At 36.5% G+C, this 14,841-nt stretch carries 13 protein-coding genes and 1 rRNA gene; 1 reads left to right on the top strand and 13 read right to left on the bottom strand.

Features of this window, described 5'->3' with window-relative positions; all coding sequences use genetic code 11:
- Window positions 1-318: ribosomal RNA gene (locus tag Q0E08_RS07065) — 16S ribosomal RNA — on the bottom strand; the annotation flags it as partial.
- 435 nt (window positions 319-753) lie between these two features.
- Between Q0E08_RS07065 and metA the strand changes: the two genes are divergently transcribed.
- Window positions 754-1,668, top strand: coding sequence for a homoserine O-succinyltransferase (gene metA / locus Q0E08_RS07060; RefSeq protein WP_294778385.1), 915 nt, complete (start codon window positions 754-756; stop codon window positions 1,666-1,668).
- A 48-nt stretch (window positions 1,669-1,716) separates the two neighbouring features.
- On the opposite strand, the gene Q0E08_RS07055 is transcribed toward metA, so the two are convergent.
- The 12 genes from Q0E08_RS07055 to rpoD all read right to left on the bottom strand — a co-directional run bounded on the left by Q0E08_RS07055 (window position 1,717) and on the right by rpoD (window position 14,838).
- On the bottom strand, window positions 1,717-5,250 hold the full coding sequence (locus tag Q0E08_RS07055) for a leucine-rich repeat protein (protein WP_294778383.1): 3,534 nt from the start codon (window positions 5,248-5,250) through the stop codon (window positions 1,717-1,719).
- 109 nt (window positions 5,251-5,359) lie between these two features.
- On the bottom strand, window positions 5,360-6,352 hold the full coding sequence (locus Q0E08_RS07050; protein ID WP_294778381.1) for a YafY family protein: 993 nt from the start codon (window positions 6,350-6,352) through the stop codon (window positions 5,360-5,362).
- Between the two features lie 39 nt (window positions 6,353-6,391).
- Entirely contained in the window at window positions 6,392-7,894 is a 1,503-nt protein-coding gene (locus tag Q0E08_RS07045; RefSeq protein ID WP_294778379.1) for a penicillin-binding transpeptidase domain-containing protein, read from the bottom strand.
- 43 nt (window positions 7,895-7,937) lie between these two features.
- Window positions 7,938-9,167: a U32 family peptidase gene (locus tag Q0E08_RS07040; protein ID WP_294778377.1), complete on the bottom strand. Its 1,230-nt coding sequence runs from the start codon at window positions 9,165-9,167 to the stop codon at window positions 7,938-7,940.
- 3 nt (window positions 9,168-9,170) lie between these two features.
- Window positions 9,171-10,400 carry an endolytic transglycosylase MltG gene (gene mltG, locus Q0E08_RS07035; RefSeq protein WP_294778375.1) on the bottom strand — a complete coding sequence of 410 codons (1,230 nt, stop codon included), beginning with the start codon at window positions 10,398-10,400 and terminating at the stop codon, window positions 9,171-9,173.
- On the bottom strand, window positions 10,393-10,989 hold the full coding sequence (locus Q0E08_RS07030; RefSeq protein WP_294778373.1) for a 5-formyltetrahydrofolate cyclo-ligase: 597 nt from the start codon (window positions 10,987-10,989) through the stop codon (window positions 10,393-10,395). Before Q0E08_RS07030 ends, mltG begins: the two co-directional genes overlap by 8 nt.
- The gene (locus Q0E08_RS07025) at window positions 10,958-11,497 is read right to left on the bottom strand and encodes a DJ-1 family glyoxalase III (RefSeq protein WP_294778370.1); all 540 of its coding nucleotides are present in this window, start codon (window positions 11,495-11,497) and stop codon (window positions 10,958-10,960) included. Before Q0E08_RS07025 ends, Q0E08_RS07030 begins: the two co-directional genes overlap by 32 nt.
- A 2-nt stretch (window positions 11,498-11,499) precedes the next feature.
- Entirely contained in the window at window positions 11,500-11,958 is a 459-nt protein-coding gene (locus Q0E08_RS07020) for a GNAT family N-acetyltransferase (protein WP_294778368.1), read from the bottom strand.
- Window positions 11,951-12,844 (bottom strand): DUF2156 domain-containing protein, encoded by an 894-nt coding sequence (locus Q0E08_RS07015; RefSeq protein ID WP_294778366.1) that lies wholly within the window; start codon window positions 12,842-12,844, stop codon window positions 11,951-11,953. The genes Q0E08_RS07020 and Q0E08_RS07015 overlap by 8 nt, the downstream gene beginning before the upstream one ends.
- Window positions 12,837-13,508 (bottom strand): deoxynucleoside kinase, encoded by a 672-nt coding sequence (locus Q0E08_RS07010; RefSeq protein WP_294778364.1) that lies wholly within the window; start codon window positions 13,506-13,508, stop codon window positions 12,837-12,839. Before Q0E08_RS07010 ends, Q0E08_RS07015 begins: the two co-directional genes overlap by 8 nt.
- Window positions 13,496-13,717, bottom strand: a complete 222-nt coding sequence (locus Q0E08_RS07005; protein ID WP_294778363.1) for a DUF896 domain-containing protein — start codon at window positions 13,715-13,717, stop codon at window positions 13,496-13,498. Before Q0E08_RS07005 ends, Q0E08_RS07010 begins: the two co-directional genes overlap by 13 nt.
- Entirely contained in the window at window positions 13,717-14,838 is a 1,122-nt protein-coding gene (rpoD, locus tag Q0E08_RS07000) for an RNA polymerase sigma factor RpoD (RefSeq protein ID WP_294778362.1), read from the bottom strand. Before rpoD ends, Q0E08_RS07005 begins: the two co-directional genes overlap by 1 nt.
- Between the last annotated feature and the right edge of the window lie 3 nt (window positions 14,839-14,841).

Raw genomic sequence — 14,841 nt, 5'->3', positions numbered from 1 at the left:
ACCTCTCAGTCCGGCTACTGATCGTCGACTTGGTAGGCCGTTACCCCACCAACTATCTAATCAGACGCGAGCCCATCCTTCAGCGCAATAGCTTTGATATATCAATGATGCCACCAATATATGTTATGCGGTATTACCGTCCGTTTCCAGACGCTATCCCCCTCTGAAGGGCAGGTTGCTCACGCGTTACTCACCCGTCCGCCACTCAGTCATATCAGATTTCATACCGAAGTAATCATTCGTCAAGCTTCGTTCGACTTGCATGTGTTAGGCACGCCGCCAGCGTTCGTCCTGAGCCAGGATCAAACTCTTAAAACTTTGTATTAATCATTCCGTATGGAATGTACTAATCTTAATCATTCGAAACCTCTCAGTTCTCTCGAACCTGTCGTTTCATTACTGTTATTTTATGTTCCTTAGAACATGGAGTTCAGTTACTCAATTATCTTAATCGGGTTCCTTACTTTTTCGTCGTTGTTTAATTTTCAAGGTCCTTGCCGTCTCGCTCTCTCGCTGACGACTTGTACATATTACCACCTCATACACCAAATGTCAACACTTTTTTTGAAAAAACTTTGAATTTTTTCAGATTACAACAAAATAGACACAAAGATTGTTATATTTATAAACTTTTTGTTTAAATCTACTCATAGATAATTAAATGCTATATATAATGTATATAATATATAATACACTTGAAATAATAAAATATATTTGATATAATATTAAAACACTTTTAAAGGAGGTTGAGTTATGCCAATCAGAATTGATAATGAATTGCCTGCAAAGCAGCGACTTGAAATAGAGAATATATTTGTGATGAGCAATATGCGTGCCGACACGCAAGATATTCGCCCACTTAAAATATTGATACTCAACCTGATGCCTACAAAATTGGAAACCGAAACTCAGCTGCTTCGGCTTTTGAGTAACTCTCCGCTTCAGGTTGATGTGGAATTTTTACAAGTTGCAACCCACGAAGCAAAAAATGTTTCTAAAAGTCATATGGACAAGTTTTACGAAACATATGACGAAGTTAAAAACAGAAAATATGACGGAATGATTATTACAGGTGCTCCTGTCGAGCAAATGGAATTTGAAGAAGTTGACTATTGGGACGAACTTTGCAAGATTATGGAATGGAGTAAAACAAATGTTTATTCCACATTTCATATTTGCTGGGGTGCCCAAGCCGGGCTTTACTATCATTACGGTATAAAGAAATATCCGACCAAGAAAAAGATTTTTGGCATTTTCCCACACAAGTGCCTTGATGAAACTCATCCTTTGATGAGAGGTCTTGATGATATTTACTATGCACCTCATTCCCGCCACACGGAAATTAAAACGCAAGACATTGCACAGGTTAAGGATTTGCAAATTTTATCCTACAGCGAACTTGCAGGAATTCACATTGTTGCGGATATGGAATGCAGGAAGTTTTTTGTTACCGGTCACAGCGAATACGACAGAGATACTCTCGCAAGAGAATACTTCCGTGACAAGGAAAAAGGTCTTGATATTGATATTCCTTACAATTATTTTCCAAACGACGATGTAAATGCTACTCCTCAGATGGAATGGAAGAGCACGGCGAATATATTGTTTAATAATTGGTTGAACTACTTTGTTTACCAAAAGACACCTTATGATTTGAATACTTTATAAAGAAAGCCCTATGATGAAATTTCATCATAGGGTTATTTCTTTATTACCTTATTTGGTTTTTACCGATTTAATCTTTGACCATTTGCCATAAGACTTTTTGCCGTTAACTTTTTTATATGCTCTTACTCGAACAAAGTACTTTTTCTTTGATTTAAGCTTTTTAACGGTTTTCTTGCTTGCGTTTTGCTTTGCAACGGTAACGGTCTTTTTGTTTTTCTTAAACTTCTTGTCGGTAGCTACTTGAATTTGATAACCCGAAACATCTGCAATCTTGTTCCAATAAACTACAAGTGCCTTTTTCTTTGAAACAAGCTTTTTAACGCTTAACTTCTGTGTTGCTGAAGTTGAAGTGTTTTGAGATTGATTTGGCTTTGTTTCAGGCTTATTTTCATCATCTTTTTTATCTGTGTCGTTTGGAGTTGGTTCTGGTGCAGGAATTGCACCTCCGCCACCGCCACCACCAGGTGTTGGAGTCGGATCAGTAGAGCCTCCACCTGTTGAACCGCCTGTTGAACCACCTGTTTCAGCAGATTTGAACTTTGCTTCAACATTAACATTTGACTTTACGGCAAATCTATATGACGCATCGGAAGAAACTTTTTTGCCGTCGATATACCAACCGTCGAAGGTATATCCCTCTTTTGCAGTTGCTGTCAGCAAGCAGAAATCACCTGCCGTAAATTTTCCGCCGGCGGAAGCTGCACCTTGATTTTCGTCATACGATACATTTACTGTATATGTAACATTTTTGATTTCTTCACCTGTTGCATTAACTTCAGGAGTAAGTTCTTTATTATTTAACTCAAGATTATAATCAACAGAACTACCGTTTGTTGTGCCTTCTTCATCACTTATTTCTTCATTTGTATATGAATCAACATTTGAAATTAATGTTTCGTTCTTCTTCATATCAACATCTTGATATGCAACAACTTTTGAAAGATCAGAACTGAAGCCTGTATATTCATTTACAGTATAAGTTGTTTGGCAATTTTCTCTTGCTTTAACTTCTACTCTGTATTCACCGTCTACCGGCAAATATACAACCTTTTGTTCGTTTTCATCAATTGAGGAAATAATTGTGCTTCCATCAATTTGTTGAGGAACATCATTAATAATAGAAGCAACGAGATTATTGCTTTCGTCATAAACATTAACATCAACCGGACAATTAACTTTTACAACTCTGTAATCACCGTTTGTAAAATATTCATGATTTGAAGAGTCATAATTTTTATCCATGCACATCATCCATGCAAGATAGTTTTCGTTTTCAGAATGAACCACAGTCAACAAATCGAAATTTTTTATTGCTGTTGCTGTTAAATGCGGATGCAGTATACCTTCACCTAACAACAAAGTGATTAATCTAGCACGCTCTACTTCACTTAAAACACCATTAGCAATGCCAACAGCGTTTTTTGAAGCAAAGCTTCTAAGTTCATTTTGATACGTCAACACATATGCTGGTCTTCCTCCAATTTGAGTTGCAACCGATTTTATAAATTTTCTGTTGAATACACCAAGCGTATCGTGATTATTTTTCTGTTCAATAGCCGTAGCATATCCAAGAGGATTTAAATAATTATAAATATAACTTTTAAAATTATTAACTTTATATTCACATCCCATTCCGTTAAGATATTTAATCATTTTTTGCTGAAATTTAACTGCCCCTTTATTTGACTCGCTAAACGGCAATACCTTTGTGATTCCGTATCTGTCAAAGCTCCAGCCAAATTGAGACGGTGCCACAAGCGGAACAAGATCATGGAAATTTATGATATTAAATATATTATTATATTTTTTACTGTGAGGATTATTGCTTTTCACAGCACCGGCAGGGGTTGCAAATGTGTAGGCATAAACATCTTCTTTTGAATAAGTAATTTTCGGATGAGAATCAATAGTATTATCGAGTTTAGCGGCAAGAAGATTTGCAGTTGCTCCTCCACGGCTAAATCCGGTTATCCAGAACTTCACCTTTCCGGTAATATTTCTACTGTTTACATATTCAGCAAGGTATTTATACACTTTGTTTGAAGCGTCATCAAATCCGGCATGGTCACCTGAAAGACCGAGAGTTAAATTACTTGCCCATTCCGCACCGTATCCACCGCTTCTTACTGCAACGGCAACAAGCGTGCTGTCGCCGATTTTTTTGTTTGCAAATGAGCATGCGATTGTATCTGTGCCCGTTTTTATATCATAATTTTGTTGTTGGAAAGTACTGTCTGCACCGTCTACAACGAATCCGCATTTACCAAAAACATCAGATACATTTTCATGATATATTTTTTTATCTTCATTTTGATATGTACTTAATGCAAGGCACAACGACATTGTAGCAAGACTTTGGTTGTATTTTGTAGCAGGCTTTTTGAAATAATCATCTGTGTAATAAAAGCCGTATTTATCTTTATATGTTTTATCAACAACTTTAAAACTTTGCGGTGAAGAATTATAATGGATAGTTGCTTTGGTTAAAGGTTCATTATTATTATTAATTGAAATTTTTTTCCACTGCTCTTCTGAACCTGAATAATATACATCTTTTAAATTCTTACAATCTTTAAATACCGAATAACCAATACTCGTTACACTATCAGGAATTGTCACACTTGTTAAACTTGAACAATTATAAAATGCACCATCACCAATGCTTGTTACACTGTTTGGTACAGTATATTCTGTTCTTTGATTACCTATCGGATATTGAATCAATTTTGACTTGTTTTTGTCAAAAAGCACTCCATCCTTTGATGAGTAATTCGAATTATCGGAATCTACCTCAATATTTATTAAACTACTGCATTCAGCAAATGCATAATTTCCAATTGTCGTCACACTATTTGGTATTGTTACACTTGTTAAACTTAAACAATAATCAAATGCATTTTCACCGATACTTGTTACGCTATTTGGTATTGTTACACTTGTTAAACTATCACAAATATAAAATGCAAAATCACCAATGCTTGTTACGCTATTTGGTATTGTTACACTTATTAAATTACGACAACCTTCAAATGCATGATCATCGATGCTTGTTACACTATTTGGTATTGTTACACTTTCTAAATTATCACAAGAATCAAACACAGAATAGCCAATACTTGTTACGTTATTTGATATTGTAACACTTGTTAAACTTGAACAATAACAAAAAGCAAAATCACCAATGATTGTTACACTATCGGGTATTGTTACACTTGTTAAACTTCTACAAGTAAAAAACGCACAATCACCAATACTTGTTACACTATTTGGTATTTTTACACTTGTTAAATTTTCAAACCATTCAAACGCATGATCACCAATGCTGATTATATTATTTTTAATATAAATTTTTTTAATTTTTTTGTAAATTCGTTCCCAAGGAGTATCTGAAGAATTAGAATAATTATTCATCCTTCCTGAACCTGAAATTGTTAGAGTTTTAGTATCCTCATCATAATTCCAATAAGCACTATCGCCACATTTACCGGAAGTGGCATCAGCCGCATATGCAGACAAATTCACTCCGGCTGTTACGCTGAGGAGCATAACAAACGACATTAGTAAACTAATAACTTTTTTCATAAAAATTTCTCCTTTGTTTTTAATACATAAGTATTGTTACACAAAGGAGAAAATTTTGCAATATGTTACTTGGGTGTTACCTAAAATCCGTTATGCAGTAACATATATATTATTCATCATACAATTTTGCGATTTGCTGTGCACGCTCTTTAACGGCATCGGCAAGGTATTGCGGCTCGAGAACCTTAACCTTTTTGCCGAAAGACATAAGCCATGCAATTAAGCCGTCGGATACGGCGACATCAACGGTTGTTTCAAAATGAGAACTGTCGTATGCCGAGAGCGGAACTTTTGCACCGAAGCGGTCCATAATTTGCTCACGGAGTTCAAGTTCGCAGGAAATTCTGATTTTATCCGACTTGCCGCTGTACATATTGAACATCTTTTTTGAATAATCGGCAACATCAAAAGAAATCTTATACTCGCTTACCTCACCGACCGGTCTGGCAGGTTCATCAAGAGTATTAACCTTTCTGATACGGTCAACACGCAAATTCATTATATTATTGTACTTTTGATTGTTGCAAATTAAATAGTAATGGTCATCCTTCCAAATAAGCGCATAAGGCGAAACGGTAAATGTTTTTTCGGTATAATTCTTTTTATTTTCAACATCAATATTACGGCGTTTATATATGAATTTAACTTTTTTACGGTCTTGAATAGCCTTGTGGAGCGTATCGATGATATAATAAATTTCCTCATTATCACATTTTGCGTTCGGGTCGATATATACCTGTGTTACAATAGAATTCGCCTGATTTTTTGACACAAGCGATTCGAGTTTTTCAACAAGGATTTGTGTTTTTTTTGGTGTGATAAATCCCGCTGAAGTAACAGCGTCAATAAGCAAGCGAACTTCAGGTATTTCAAATTTACGACTTGCCATAAAAAAGCCTCGTTTAGGCGATTTTATCGACATAATATCGTAGCCGATTTCCTTTAATGTTTTAACATCGGCATAAATCGACTTGCGTTCGCACTTAATTCCCTCGCTTGCCAGCATTTCAATAATTTGACTTGTTGAAAGCGGATTGTTTTCATCCGAATATTCATCAAGATATTTGAAAACAAGCAATGTCTTTAATTTTGCTCCTGCCATAGTGTATTCTCCTTTAACATATGCTATGGCTATATTATATCACAAATTTTCAAGTTGTCCAACTATAGTACTGAAAATCGGACAACAATCCTCAGCACCGGAACTTCCCTGTTCTGTCATAACAACAACGGCATATTGGGGATTATCATACGGATAAAGGCCTACAAACCAAGTGTTTAATTTTTCTACACCGTTATAATACTGTCCTGTCTGAGCAGTTGCAGTTTTACCTGCCGACTTTTTGTCGCCGTTCATAACAATACGGGCTGTTCCGTCGGTAACAACATAACGCATATATTCAATAAGTTTTTTGCAAGTATTTGTTTTCAAAACTTTTTCTTTTGAGGGATAAACAATATCAGTTTGCACATTTTGATTGTTTACATTTGAGAGGACAAGTTTAGGCTGTGAATAGTAACCGTCATTTGCTATTGTGCAAAGTACGGAAGCGATTTGAAGCGGTGAAGCGGTTAACTTACCTTGACCGAAGCCGAAAAGAGAAAGCTCGCCTTTTGAGAGCAAATCCGATTTTGTCGGCAAATATGAATTGACTATATTCCATCCGTCAAATAGATTTGTATAATCATTAAAGCCCAACTTATCGCAAGTTTCAAGCAATTTATCACTACCCAAAGTATTTGCTAAATTTACAAAATAGCAGTTGCACGAATTGGCAAGTGCCTGTTTGAGTGTTTGATTTGAATGAATATGATTATTTTGGCAGGAAAATTCGGTATCACCTACCTTAATTTTACCGGTGCAATTATATTTAATGTTCACATTATTTTCAAGAGCACAGGCGGCAACGACTATTTTAAACACAGAACCCACAGAATACCGACTGAATGCTTTGATTAAATAATTATCAAACGGCTTGTTTACACACGCAAGAATTGAGTAATCCTTGGTATTCATAACAATTACGCATCCGTTTTTCATTTTTGAAGAAGCATCAACTGTTATATCCTGAATTCTTTTATCAACAGAAAGACGATAACCTTCTTTTGAATCATAATTAGTTTGTTCAAGAGTTCCTCCGTCACCGTCAAGAATTCTTCCGTTTGCGTCTACACCGAACATAACCGTGCTTTTACCTATTTCTTCGCCTGTATGATTAAGCAACCCGTTTGATTGCTTTGCAATAATTTGATGAAGATTGTTGTCATCGTCATATCTTTTATATACCTTAATTGATTTGAATGTTTGTGACGGATACTCATCAAGCAAACGAACAACAGGTTTTCCGTTTTTCAATTCGTTGATAATTTCTTTTTGTTCAGATTTTGAGAAAACTTTTTCAAGTTCGCCGATTGAACGAGGATTAGGACGAATTACAGCAATATATTTATAAGCATTATTTGTTGCAACAATCCCTGAGCGATAATAAACTGTTGGTTGTTTCCGATCAATAGTTACGGAATACGAATTTTTTCCGCCCGAAACAACATAGTTTTTGCTGAATATAATGTAACCGATTCTTCCGCAAATTCCACAAAGCAGCAAGGTTATCGCAAGTGAAAACGACAAAATTCTTTTATACATAAAAATACCCCTTTGTACTGATTATGTACAAAAGGGGTTAATTTTATTTACGCTCCACTCTGAAAATTGCATCGGGTGATATTTCTTTTTCGCACTTAAAAGAATACACATCGGTTGCCTTGTTTGCAACATCAACAAATTCTTCGTCTTTTTCATTATAAAGTTCTTCAACAGTAATTTGATACGGTTGCTTAAACGGCTCAACCACCTCAAGGATGTCGCCTTGATAAAATCTGTTACGCTGTGTAACTGTTAGGCGTCCGTTTTGTTGGCTCTTGTAAAGTGCGCACACATCCCAATTACGGATATATCCGCCTGTATCGAGCACTTGACCGTTTTTAATCGGTCCGAAATTAAAGCCTGTTGTGTATTCACGGTGGCTCATTTTTTCCATTTCGTCAAGAATCCACTGTGACGGAACAAAATCTTCTTTTCTGCCGCCTTTTAAATATTCATCAATAGCATGACGATAAGCATAAGTTACAATAGCGGTATAATATTCGCTCTTTGCTCTGCCCTCAATCTTAAATGAATCAATACCGGCACGGTCAAGCTCAGGGATATGGTCAATCATACACAAATCACGAGAGTTGAAAATATAAGTGCCGTTTTCGTCCTGATTAATAGGAAAGTACTGACCGGGACGAGTTTCCTCAACAAGATGATATTTCCACCTGCAAGGCTGAGCACAATCGCCTCTGTTGGCATCTCTGCCTACCATATAATCCGACAAAATACATCTTCCGCTAAAAGACATACACATAGCTCCGTGAACAAAGACCTCAATTTCCAAATTAGGATTTGTTTTTTCACGAATAGTTTTAATTTCATCAAGCGAAAGTTCTCTTGCGGTAACTATACGCTTTGCACCCATATCATAAAGAGCATTAGCCGCCGCATAATTGACAATACCGACTTGAGTTGACATATGAATTTCGGTATCGGGTGCATACTTTTTTGCTAATGAAAGCACACCCATATCTGCAATGATAAGAGCATCTACACCGATTTCGGCAACATATTTAAGATAATCAGGCAACGCACCGAGTTCATTATTCCTCGGCAAGGTGTTGCATGTTAAATAAAGTCTTTTACCCGCCGAGTGAACAATATTCACCGCTTCTTTTAATTGTTCGGCATTGAAATTCGACGGATTTGTTCGCATACCAAACATTTCACCGCCGACATAAACGGCATCGGCACCGAACTTTACCGCTAATTTTAATCTGTCTATATCTCCCGACGGAGAAAGTAATTCTAATTTTTGATTCATATATTAATATTCCAAATAAGGTGCGTAGGTTTGTACCTTTTGTTTAAATTCACTGTATGTTTTTGCTGTGTACATATTGCCTTTTGTATCGTGGAAAAAGAACTTTGCGGATGTTTCTTTTGGATACAAAGCGGCACGAATTGCATTTATACCCGGATTACAAATAGGACCTGCCGGTAAACCGACAACAGTTGATGACAAATTGGTATTGTAATATGTCATATAGTATTCCGAAGTATGAGATGAAGTTGACGACAAATTAGGTGCAACCTTGTTTGTAATATAGTCGGAAGTGGACTGACAACCCAAGGTCGGGAAGTTAACGGTATCCTCCAAACGATTATAAAGTATACCAGCAATCGTTTTCATCTGGTCATCGTTTGCGGCTTCTTTTTGAATAATAGAAGCAATGGTTATGATTTGATAGGTAGAATATCCCATCTTTTCTGCTTTTTGCTTGTATTTTTCAGTAAACTTTGAATCACCGTTTTCAAGAAACTTACGAACGGTACTTGCGGCACTTTCATTAATAAAGAACTCATAAGTATCCGGGAACATAAAGCCCTCAAGTCTATACGGAACAGAATCACTCGCTTTAAGATTTGTTACAAGTGAATAAGTGAAATCGGTTGACTGAATAACGGAAAGAAGTGCTGTTTTGTCGCAAACATCATTTTCCGACAGTTTATTAACAATTTCGGGAACTGTAAGACCTTCAGGGAAAGTTAAAGTAACCGTTTCGCTTGATGAGGTGTCACCGTGCATTGTTACAAGCATACCCTCAAGTCCCATTTTACCGTTGAGATAATAAACGCCTGCCTCATACGGACCGCCAAGTCGAGAAGTTTTAATCATTTTATCCCTGAACTTAACAAAAAACTTACAAAAATTTTTGCATCTTATAAGACCTTTATCGGCAAGCATATCAACCGCATCATCCGATGATTCAACTGCCTGCGAATAAGAGAGAGTTACATTTGACTTTGTCTTTGTAATTGCAAAAATATCATTCATACAAAAAATTGCATAAATTGATATAACAACCGATACGGCAATAACAATTATAAAGAAAAGATAGGTTGAACCTACACCGCTTGAAGCCTTTTTCTTCTTTTTTGTTTTGGTATTGGTTGGGGCATTGTTTTTATTATTAACAGGAGGCGTTACCTCGCTGTTTGAAAAATAGAAATCCGGATTATTTTTATTTCCGTTATTGAAACCGTACTTATCCATTTTTCCCTCCGTTGACATTGACAACACCGTTTTCAGAAACGATGAGGTCAACTTTTTTATCGTATATATCTGTCGGAACATTTTTTACAATAAGGCTATTATAACACAAACCGACAGAAATTAAAGAGTGAATTTGCAAAAATCTGTCATAATACCCTTTTCCGTAACCAAGACGATTGCCGTTTTTATCAAAGCAAAGCCCCGGCAAGATGATAATTGTATTGTCAAAAGAAGCAACCTTTTTACATTTTTCGATAACCGGTTCACGAACACCGAATGATTGAATTTTTAAATCATTAAAATCGGTTATATAATAAAAATCCATATTGCCTTTATTATCTAAACAATAAGGTGCACCGACTCTTTTGCCTGAAGCAAGCAGAGCACTGACTAACCCATCTGTGCAAATTTCATCATCAAGAGAAATATAACACAAAACAGTATCGGCTTTTTTTATTTCATCAAGTGACAAAAGATTTCGTGCAATAAGGCTGTCTTTTTCAACTTTATTTTCAATAGACTTTCGCTTCGTTTTTATGTATGAGCGAAGTTCATTTTTATCTGCACTGAATTTGGCTTCTGATTTCATTTGAAAGTTCCTCGCCTCGAAGTTGTTTTACTATTTCAAGACCAAAGTCAACAGATACTCCGGCACCTCTTGCAGTAATAAACTTGCCGTCTGTTACAACAAAATCTTCAGAAAGAGATGCACCTTCAAGAGCATTTTCAAATCCCGGGAAGCAAGTAGCTTCTCTTTCGTTCAAAAGTCCCTTATGTCCAAGAATTGACGGAGCAGCACAAATCGCACAAATAAAAGCATTTGTATTACTTGCGTTATCGATTATATTTTGAACCGTTTGATTGTTTTCAAGATTGAGAGTACCCGGCATTCCGCCCGGCAATACAACAGCCTCTACATCATAAAAATCGAACTCATCAATTTGCATATCGGTTTTTACGGCAACGCCGCAGGACGAAGTAACAATTTCACCCGTTACGCCGACAAGCTTTGTTTCAATCTTAGCACGGCGAAGCATATCAACCGGTGACAATGCCTCGATAATTTCAAAACCGTCTGCCAAAAATACATAAACCATAATTATTCCCCTTTGTTTGAAAGTACAACAGGAGTTTTAAGCGAGCAACCCGCATAGAGATACTCGTCAATCAATTCCCTGCACTCATCAAATTTTAATTTATCAACAGAATATTCAAAAGTTAGATTTTGTCTTTTATAATATTCAATTAATTCTTCATTTGCCGGAATAAGGCACACTTCATCAAATTCAGCAACACAATGCTTAATGAGAGCACTCATAAATCCTTTTTTTCTGCAATTCTGTGTTGTACAAGCCGCATAAATATAATGCGACTGTTTACCATCAAGAACACAATCAACAAGATACAACATACTGACTGCTTTGTTTTTTTCAAAATATGCAAAGCAAATTGCATTTTTTATATTTTCTATAAAAAAGACTATGTCTTCCCTGCTGTCGCCAAACGCTTCAGACCAAAGCGGCACAATATCATCTACACTTTTTGTTATCTTAATCATTATATACCGCCGTACATTTTTCAAGCCAGATTTCGGGATGATAAGACTGCTTAGCCTTGCGAAGTCCCTCTATTCCGAGGTCTTCCTCTCTATTGACATACTCGTATTCCATAAGGCAATTTTTTGTAAATTCCTGATTGATAATCGCATAAGCACCGATTACATCTGCCGGAGCTTTTTCAAAATGTGAAACAAAGCAATGACCGCTCATTTGCGGCTCACCGAGAGTGTAAGCAATAACTTCGCCGTTAACTCTGATAAGTCCGCCCACAAAATCAAGTTCGTCAAAATGCTCAAATGCAGAAAGTACCGCCTCAAATTCAAATGAATAATCCTCATCATCAGGGTCTTTATTTTCAATCCATTTAGAATGAAGTTTGATACATTCAGGGATATTATCTTTTGACAGTTTTTCAAATGACCAATCGGGATTGTTCTTTTTAAAATTAGTTATATGATTACGCTTACCGTGATATTTTTTACCTGAAAGCGAAGCCATTTTTTCGGTTGAATAAATATAATCGTTGTTACCGTCATCATATTTATATGTGAATTTACCGGTAAAAGCCTCTTGCATAAGGCCTAAATAACCATCGGTGATACCGTAAATAACAGGTGTTTCACCAAGTGATTTTGCATAATCTATTATTGCATCTACAGCATCGGTAAAATCACCCTCACCAAGCGGTAATGAATAAGTGGTTGTGCCCTCATCATTCCATTTGCAAATCAAAAAATCTTTATACTTACAAATTTCGGTGGAATATGATTTTTGCCAGATAAACAAATTGCCAAAAGTATATTCACAGTTCATACTGTTTGCATGTGCAAGGCATTTGTTTGCCCATTCTTTATCGGATATTTCAGGCTTTTTAAATTCAAGCATTGTTAATTTCCTTTTCTACAATCTGAATGATTTTGTTATGAATTACATCTATCGGCAACGGATTTTTTCCGTCAGAGCACTCAACAACAGCCCATCCTTGTTTTTTTGCGGCATAAAGAGCCGATTTTCTGCAAGCATTAAGAAATGCGACATTTGCTTCGTGAACATCCTTTTTATTCTCATCACCATTATAGCGTGAGGTCATTAGCTTTTGAGAGATTTCTACAGGCATATCAAGAAAAATTACAAGGTCGGGACGGGGAATTCCTATTTTGTTATATTCAAAATCCTCCGACCATTTGATATATTCATCCCACTTGCTTTCATCAATCTTTTCTGTTTGATAAATAAGATTTGATGTTGCATACCTATCGGCAAGAATAAGTTTTCCGTTTTCGTAATCCTCTTTCCACTTCAGTTTAAAAGATGCAAAACGGTCAACGGCATAAAATGCAGATGCTGCATAAGCATTAACATCTGTCGCATTAGTGCCGAATTCTCCGCCAAGATACATATTTACAAGTGTGCTTGACGGACTGTCATAATCCGGAAGTTTAATCTTTTTGTATTCAATATTATTTTGAGCAATATACTTTTCAAGAAGGTCGGTTTGAGTAGACTTTCCGCTACCGTCCAAGCCCTCCATAATAATTAATTTTCCCATTTTTTATTTTTTCTTTCAAGATGTTCTTTTGTTCCGTCAGGACGAACAATATATGTGTTTTCAAGCTGACCGATAAGGCTCGCCTTAAACGAATTGATATATTCCTGTCTCAAATTTGCCTGTTCTTCCTTTTCAGCCTCGGTAAGCCCCTCGACTGTTTTGGATTTATGAGCAAGCTCGTTAATTCTTTTAATCTTTTCTTCTGTCATCAGTCTAAAAAGTCCTTTAATTTTTTGCTTCTTGTTGGGTGGCGTAATTTACGAAGTGCTTTTGCTTCGATTTGACGAATACGCTCACGGGTTACATTGAATTCCTTGCCGACTTCTTCAAGAGTTTTAGGATTTCCGTCCTCAAGACCAAAACGGAGTTTGAGCACCTTTTCCTCTCTCGGAGTGAGAGTTTTAAGCACCTCTGCAAGCTGTTCCTTAAGTAGACTCATAGATGCGGCATCGGCAGGTGCAAGAGCATCGTCATCCGGAATGAAGTCGCCGAGATGTGAATCTTCTTCCTCACCGATAGGAGTTTCAAGTGATACAGGTTCTTGCGAAACACGGATAATCTCTCTTACCTTATCAACAGGAAGTTCAAGATATTCGGAGATCTCTTCGGGAGTTGCCTCGTGACCGTTGAGATGAAGAAGTTGCGATTGTGCTTTTTTTACCTTATTGATTGTTTCAACCATATGAACAGGGATACGGATTGTTCTTGCTTGATCGGCAATAGCTCTTGTGATAGCTTGTCTAATCCACCATGTTGCATATGTTGAGAACTTAAAGCCCTTTGTGTAATCAAACTTGTCAACAGCTTTAATAAGACCGAGATTGCCCTCTTGAATAAGATCAAGGAATTGCATACCTCTGCCAACATATCTTTTTGCAATACTTACAACCAAACGAAGGTTAGCCTCTGCAAGGCGTTTCTTGGCATTTTCGTCATCATCGGCTATCTTCATGGCAAGTTCAATTTCTTCTTCAGCGGTTAAAAGCGGAATTCTGCCGATTTCTTTAAGATATACCTTAACAGGGTCATCCATTTGGGCACTGTCATTAACAGCTACAGAATCGGCAGCGTCAGTTTCTTTAGGCAAATCTACTTCAAGAGAGATTCCGTCAAGTGCTTCCGATGAAAAATCATCAATAATACTGATATTATTTGCGTCAATTTGTTCATTAAGTTTTTCAAGTTCATCAACATCAAGGTCAAGTTCAACAATAAGATTATCAATCTCCTGTGCTGTAAGGTGGCCTGCCTGCTTACCTTCTTCAATTATTTTTTTAAATGCGTTTTTTTTCTTTTCCGCATCTGTTACGGGTACTTGCTTTTTTTCCATAAT

The sequence above is a fragment of the uncultured Eubacterium sp. genome (genome assembly GCF_934561735.1).
GTDB lineage: Bacteria > Bacillota > Clostridia > Oscillospirales > Acutalibacteraceae > Eubacterium_R.
Note: the sequence above shows the minus strand (reverse complement) of the source record. Positions and strands in the feature narration are given on the sequence as shown.

What these genes read in the sequence shown, in the direction of transcription:
- metA (WP_294778385.1), top strand. Translation starts at nt 754, where the DNA reads ATGCCAATCAGAATTGATAATGAATTGCCTGCAAAGCAGCGACTTGAA.
- Q0E08_RS07055 (WP_294778383.1), bottom strand. Translation starts at nt 5,250, where the DNA reads ATGAAAAAAGTTATTAGTTTACTAATGTCGTTTGTTATGCTCCTCAGC.
- Q0E08_RS07050 (WP_294778381.1), bottom strand. Translation starts at nt 6,352, where the DNA reads ATGGCAGGAGCAAAATTAAAGACATTGCTTGTTTTCAAATATCTTGAT.
- Q0E08_RS07045 (WP_294778379.1), bottom strand. Translation starts at nt 7,894, where the DNA reads ATGTATAAAAGAATTTTGTCGTTTTCACTTGCGATAACCTTGCTGCTT.
- Q0E08_RS07040 (WP_294778377.1), bottom strand. Translation starts at nt 9,167, where the DNA reads ATGAATCAAAAATTAGAATTACTTTCTCCGTCGGGAGATATAGACAGA.
- mltG (WP_294778375.1), bottom strand. Translation starts at nt 10,400, where the DNA reads ATGGATAAGTACGGTTTCAATAACGGAAATAAAAATAATCCGGATTTC.
- Q0E08_RS07030 (WP_294778373.1), bottom strand. Translation starts at nt 10,989, where the DNA reads ATGAAATCAGAAGCCAAATTCAGTGCAGATAAAAATGAACTTCGCTCA.
- Q0E08_RS07025 (WP_294778370.1), bottom strand. Translation starts at nt 11,497, where the DNA reads ATGGTTTATGTATTTTTGGCAGACGGTTTTGAAATTATCGAGGCATTG.
- Q0E08_RS07020 (WP_294778368.1), bottom strand. Translation starts at nt 11,958, where the DNA reads ATGATTAAGATAACAAAAAGTGTAGATGATATTGTGCCGCTTTGGTCT.
- Q0E08_RS07015 (WP_294778366.1), bottom strand. Translation starts at nt 12,844, where the DNA reads ATGCTTGAATTTAAAAAGCCTGAAATATCCGATAAAGAATGGGCAAAC.
- Q0E08_RS07010 (WP_294778364.1), bottom strand. Translation starts at nt 13,508, where the DNA reads ATGGGAAAATTAATTATTATGGAGGGCTTGGACGGTAGCGGAAAGTCT.
- Q0E08_RS07005 (WP_294778363.1), bottom strand. Translation starts at nt 13,717, where the DNA reads ATGACAGAAGAAAAGATTAAAAGAATTAACGAGCTTGCTCATAAATCC.
- rpoD (WP_294778362.1), bottom strand. Translation starts at nt 14,838, where the DNA reads ATGGAAAAAAAGCAAGTACCCGTAACAGATGCGGAAAAGAAAAAAAAC.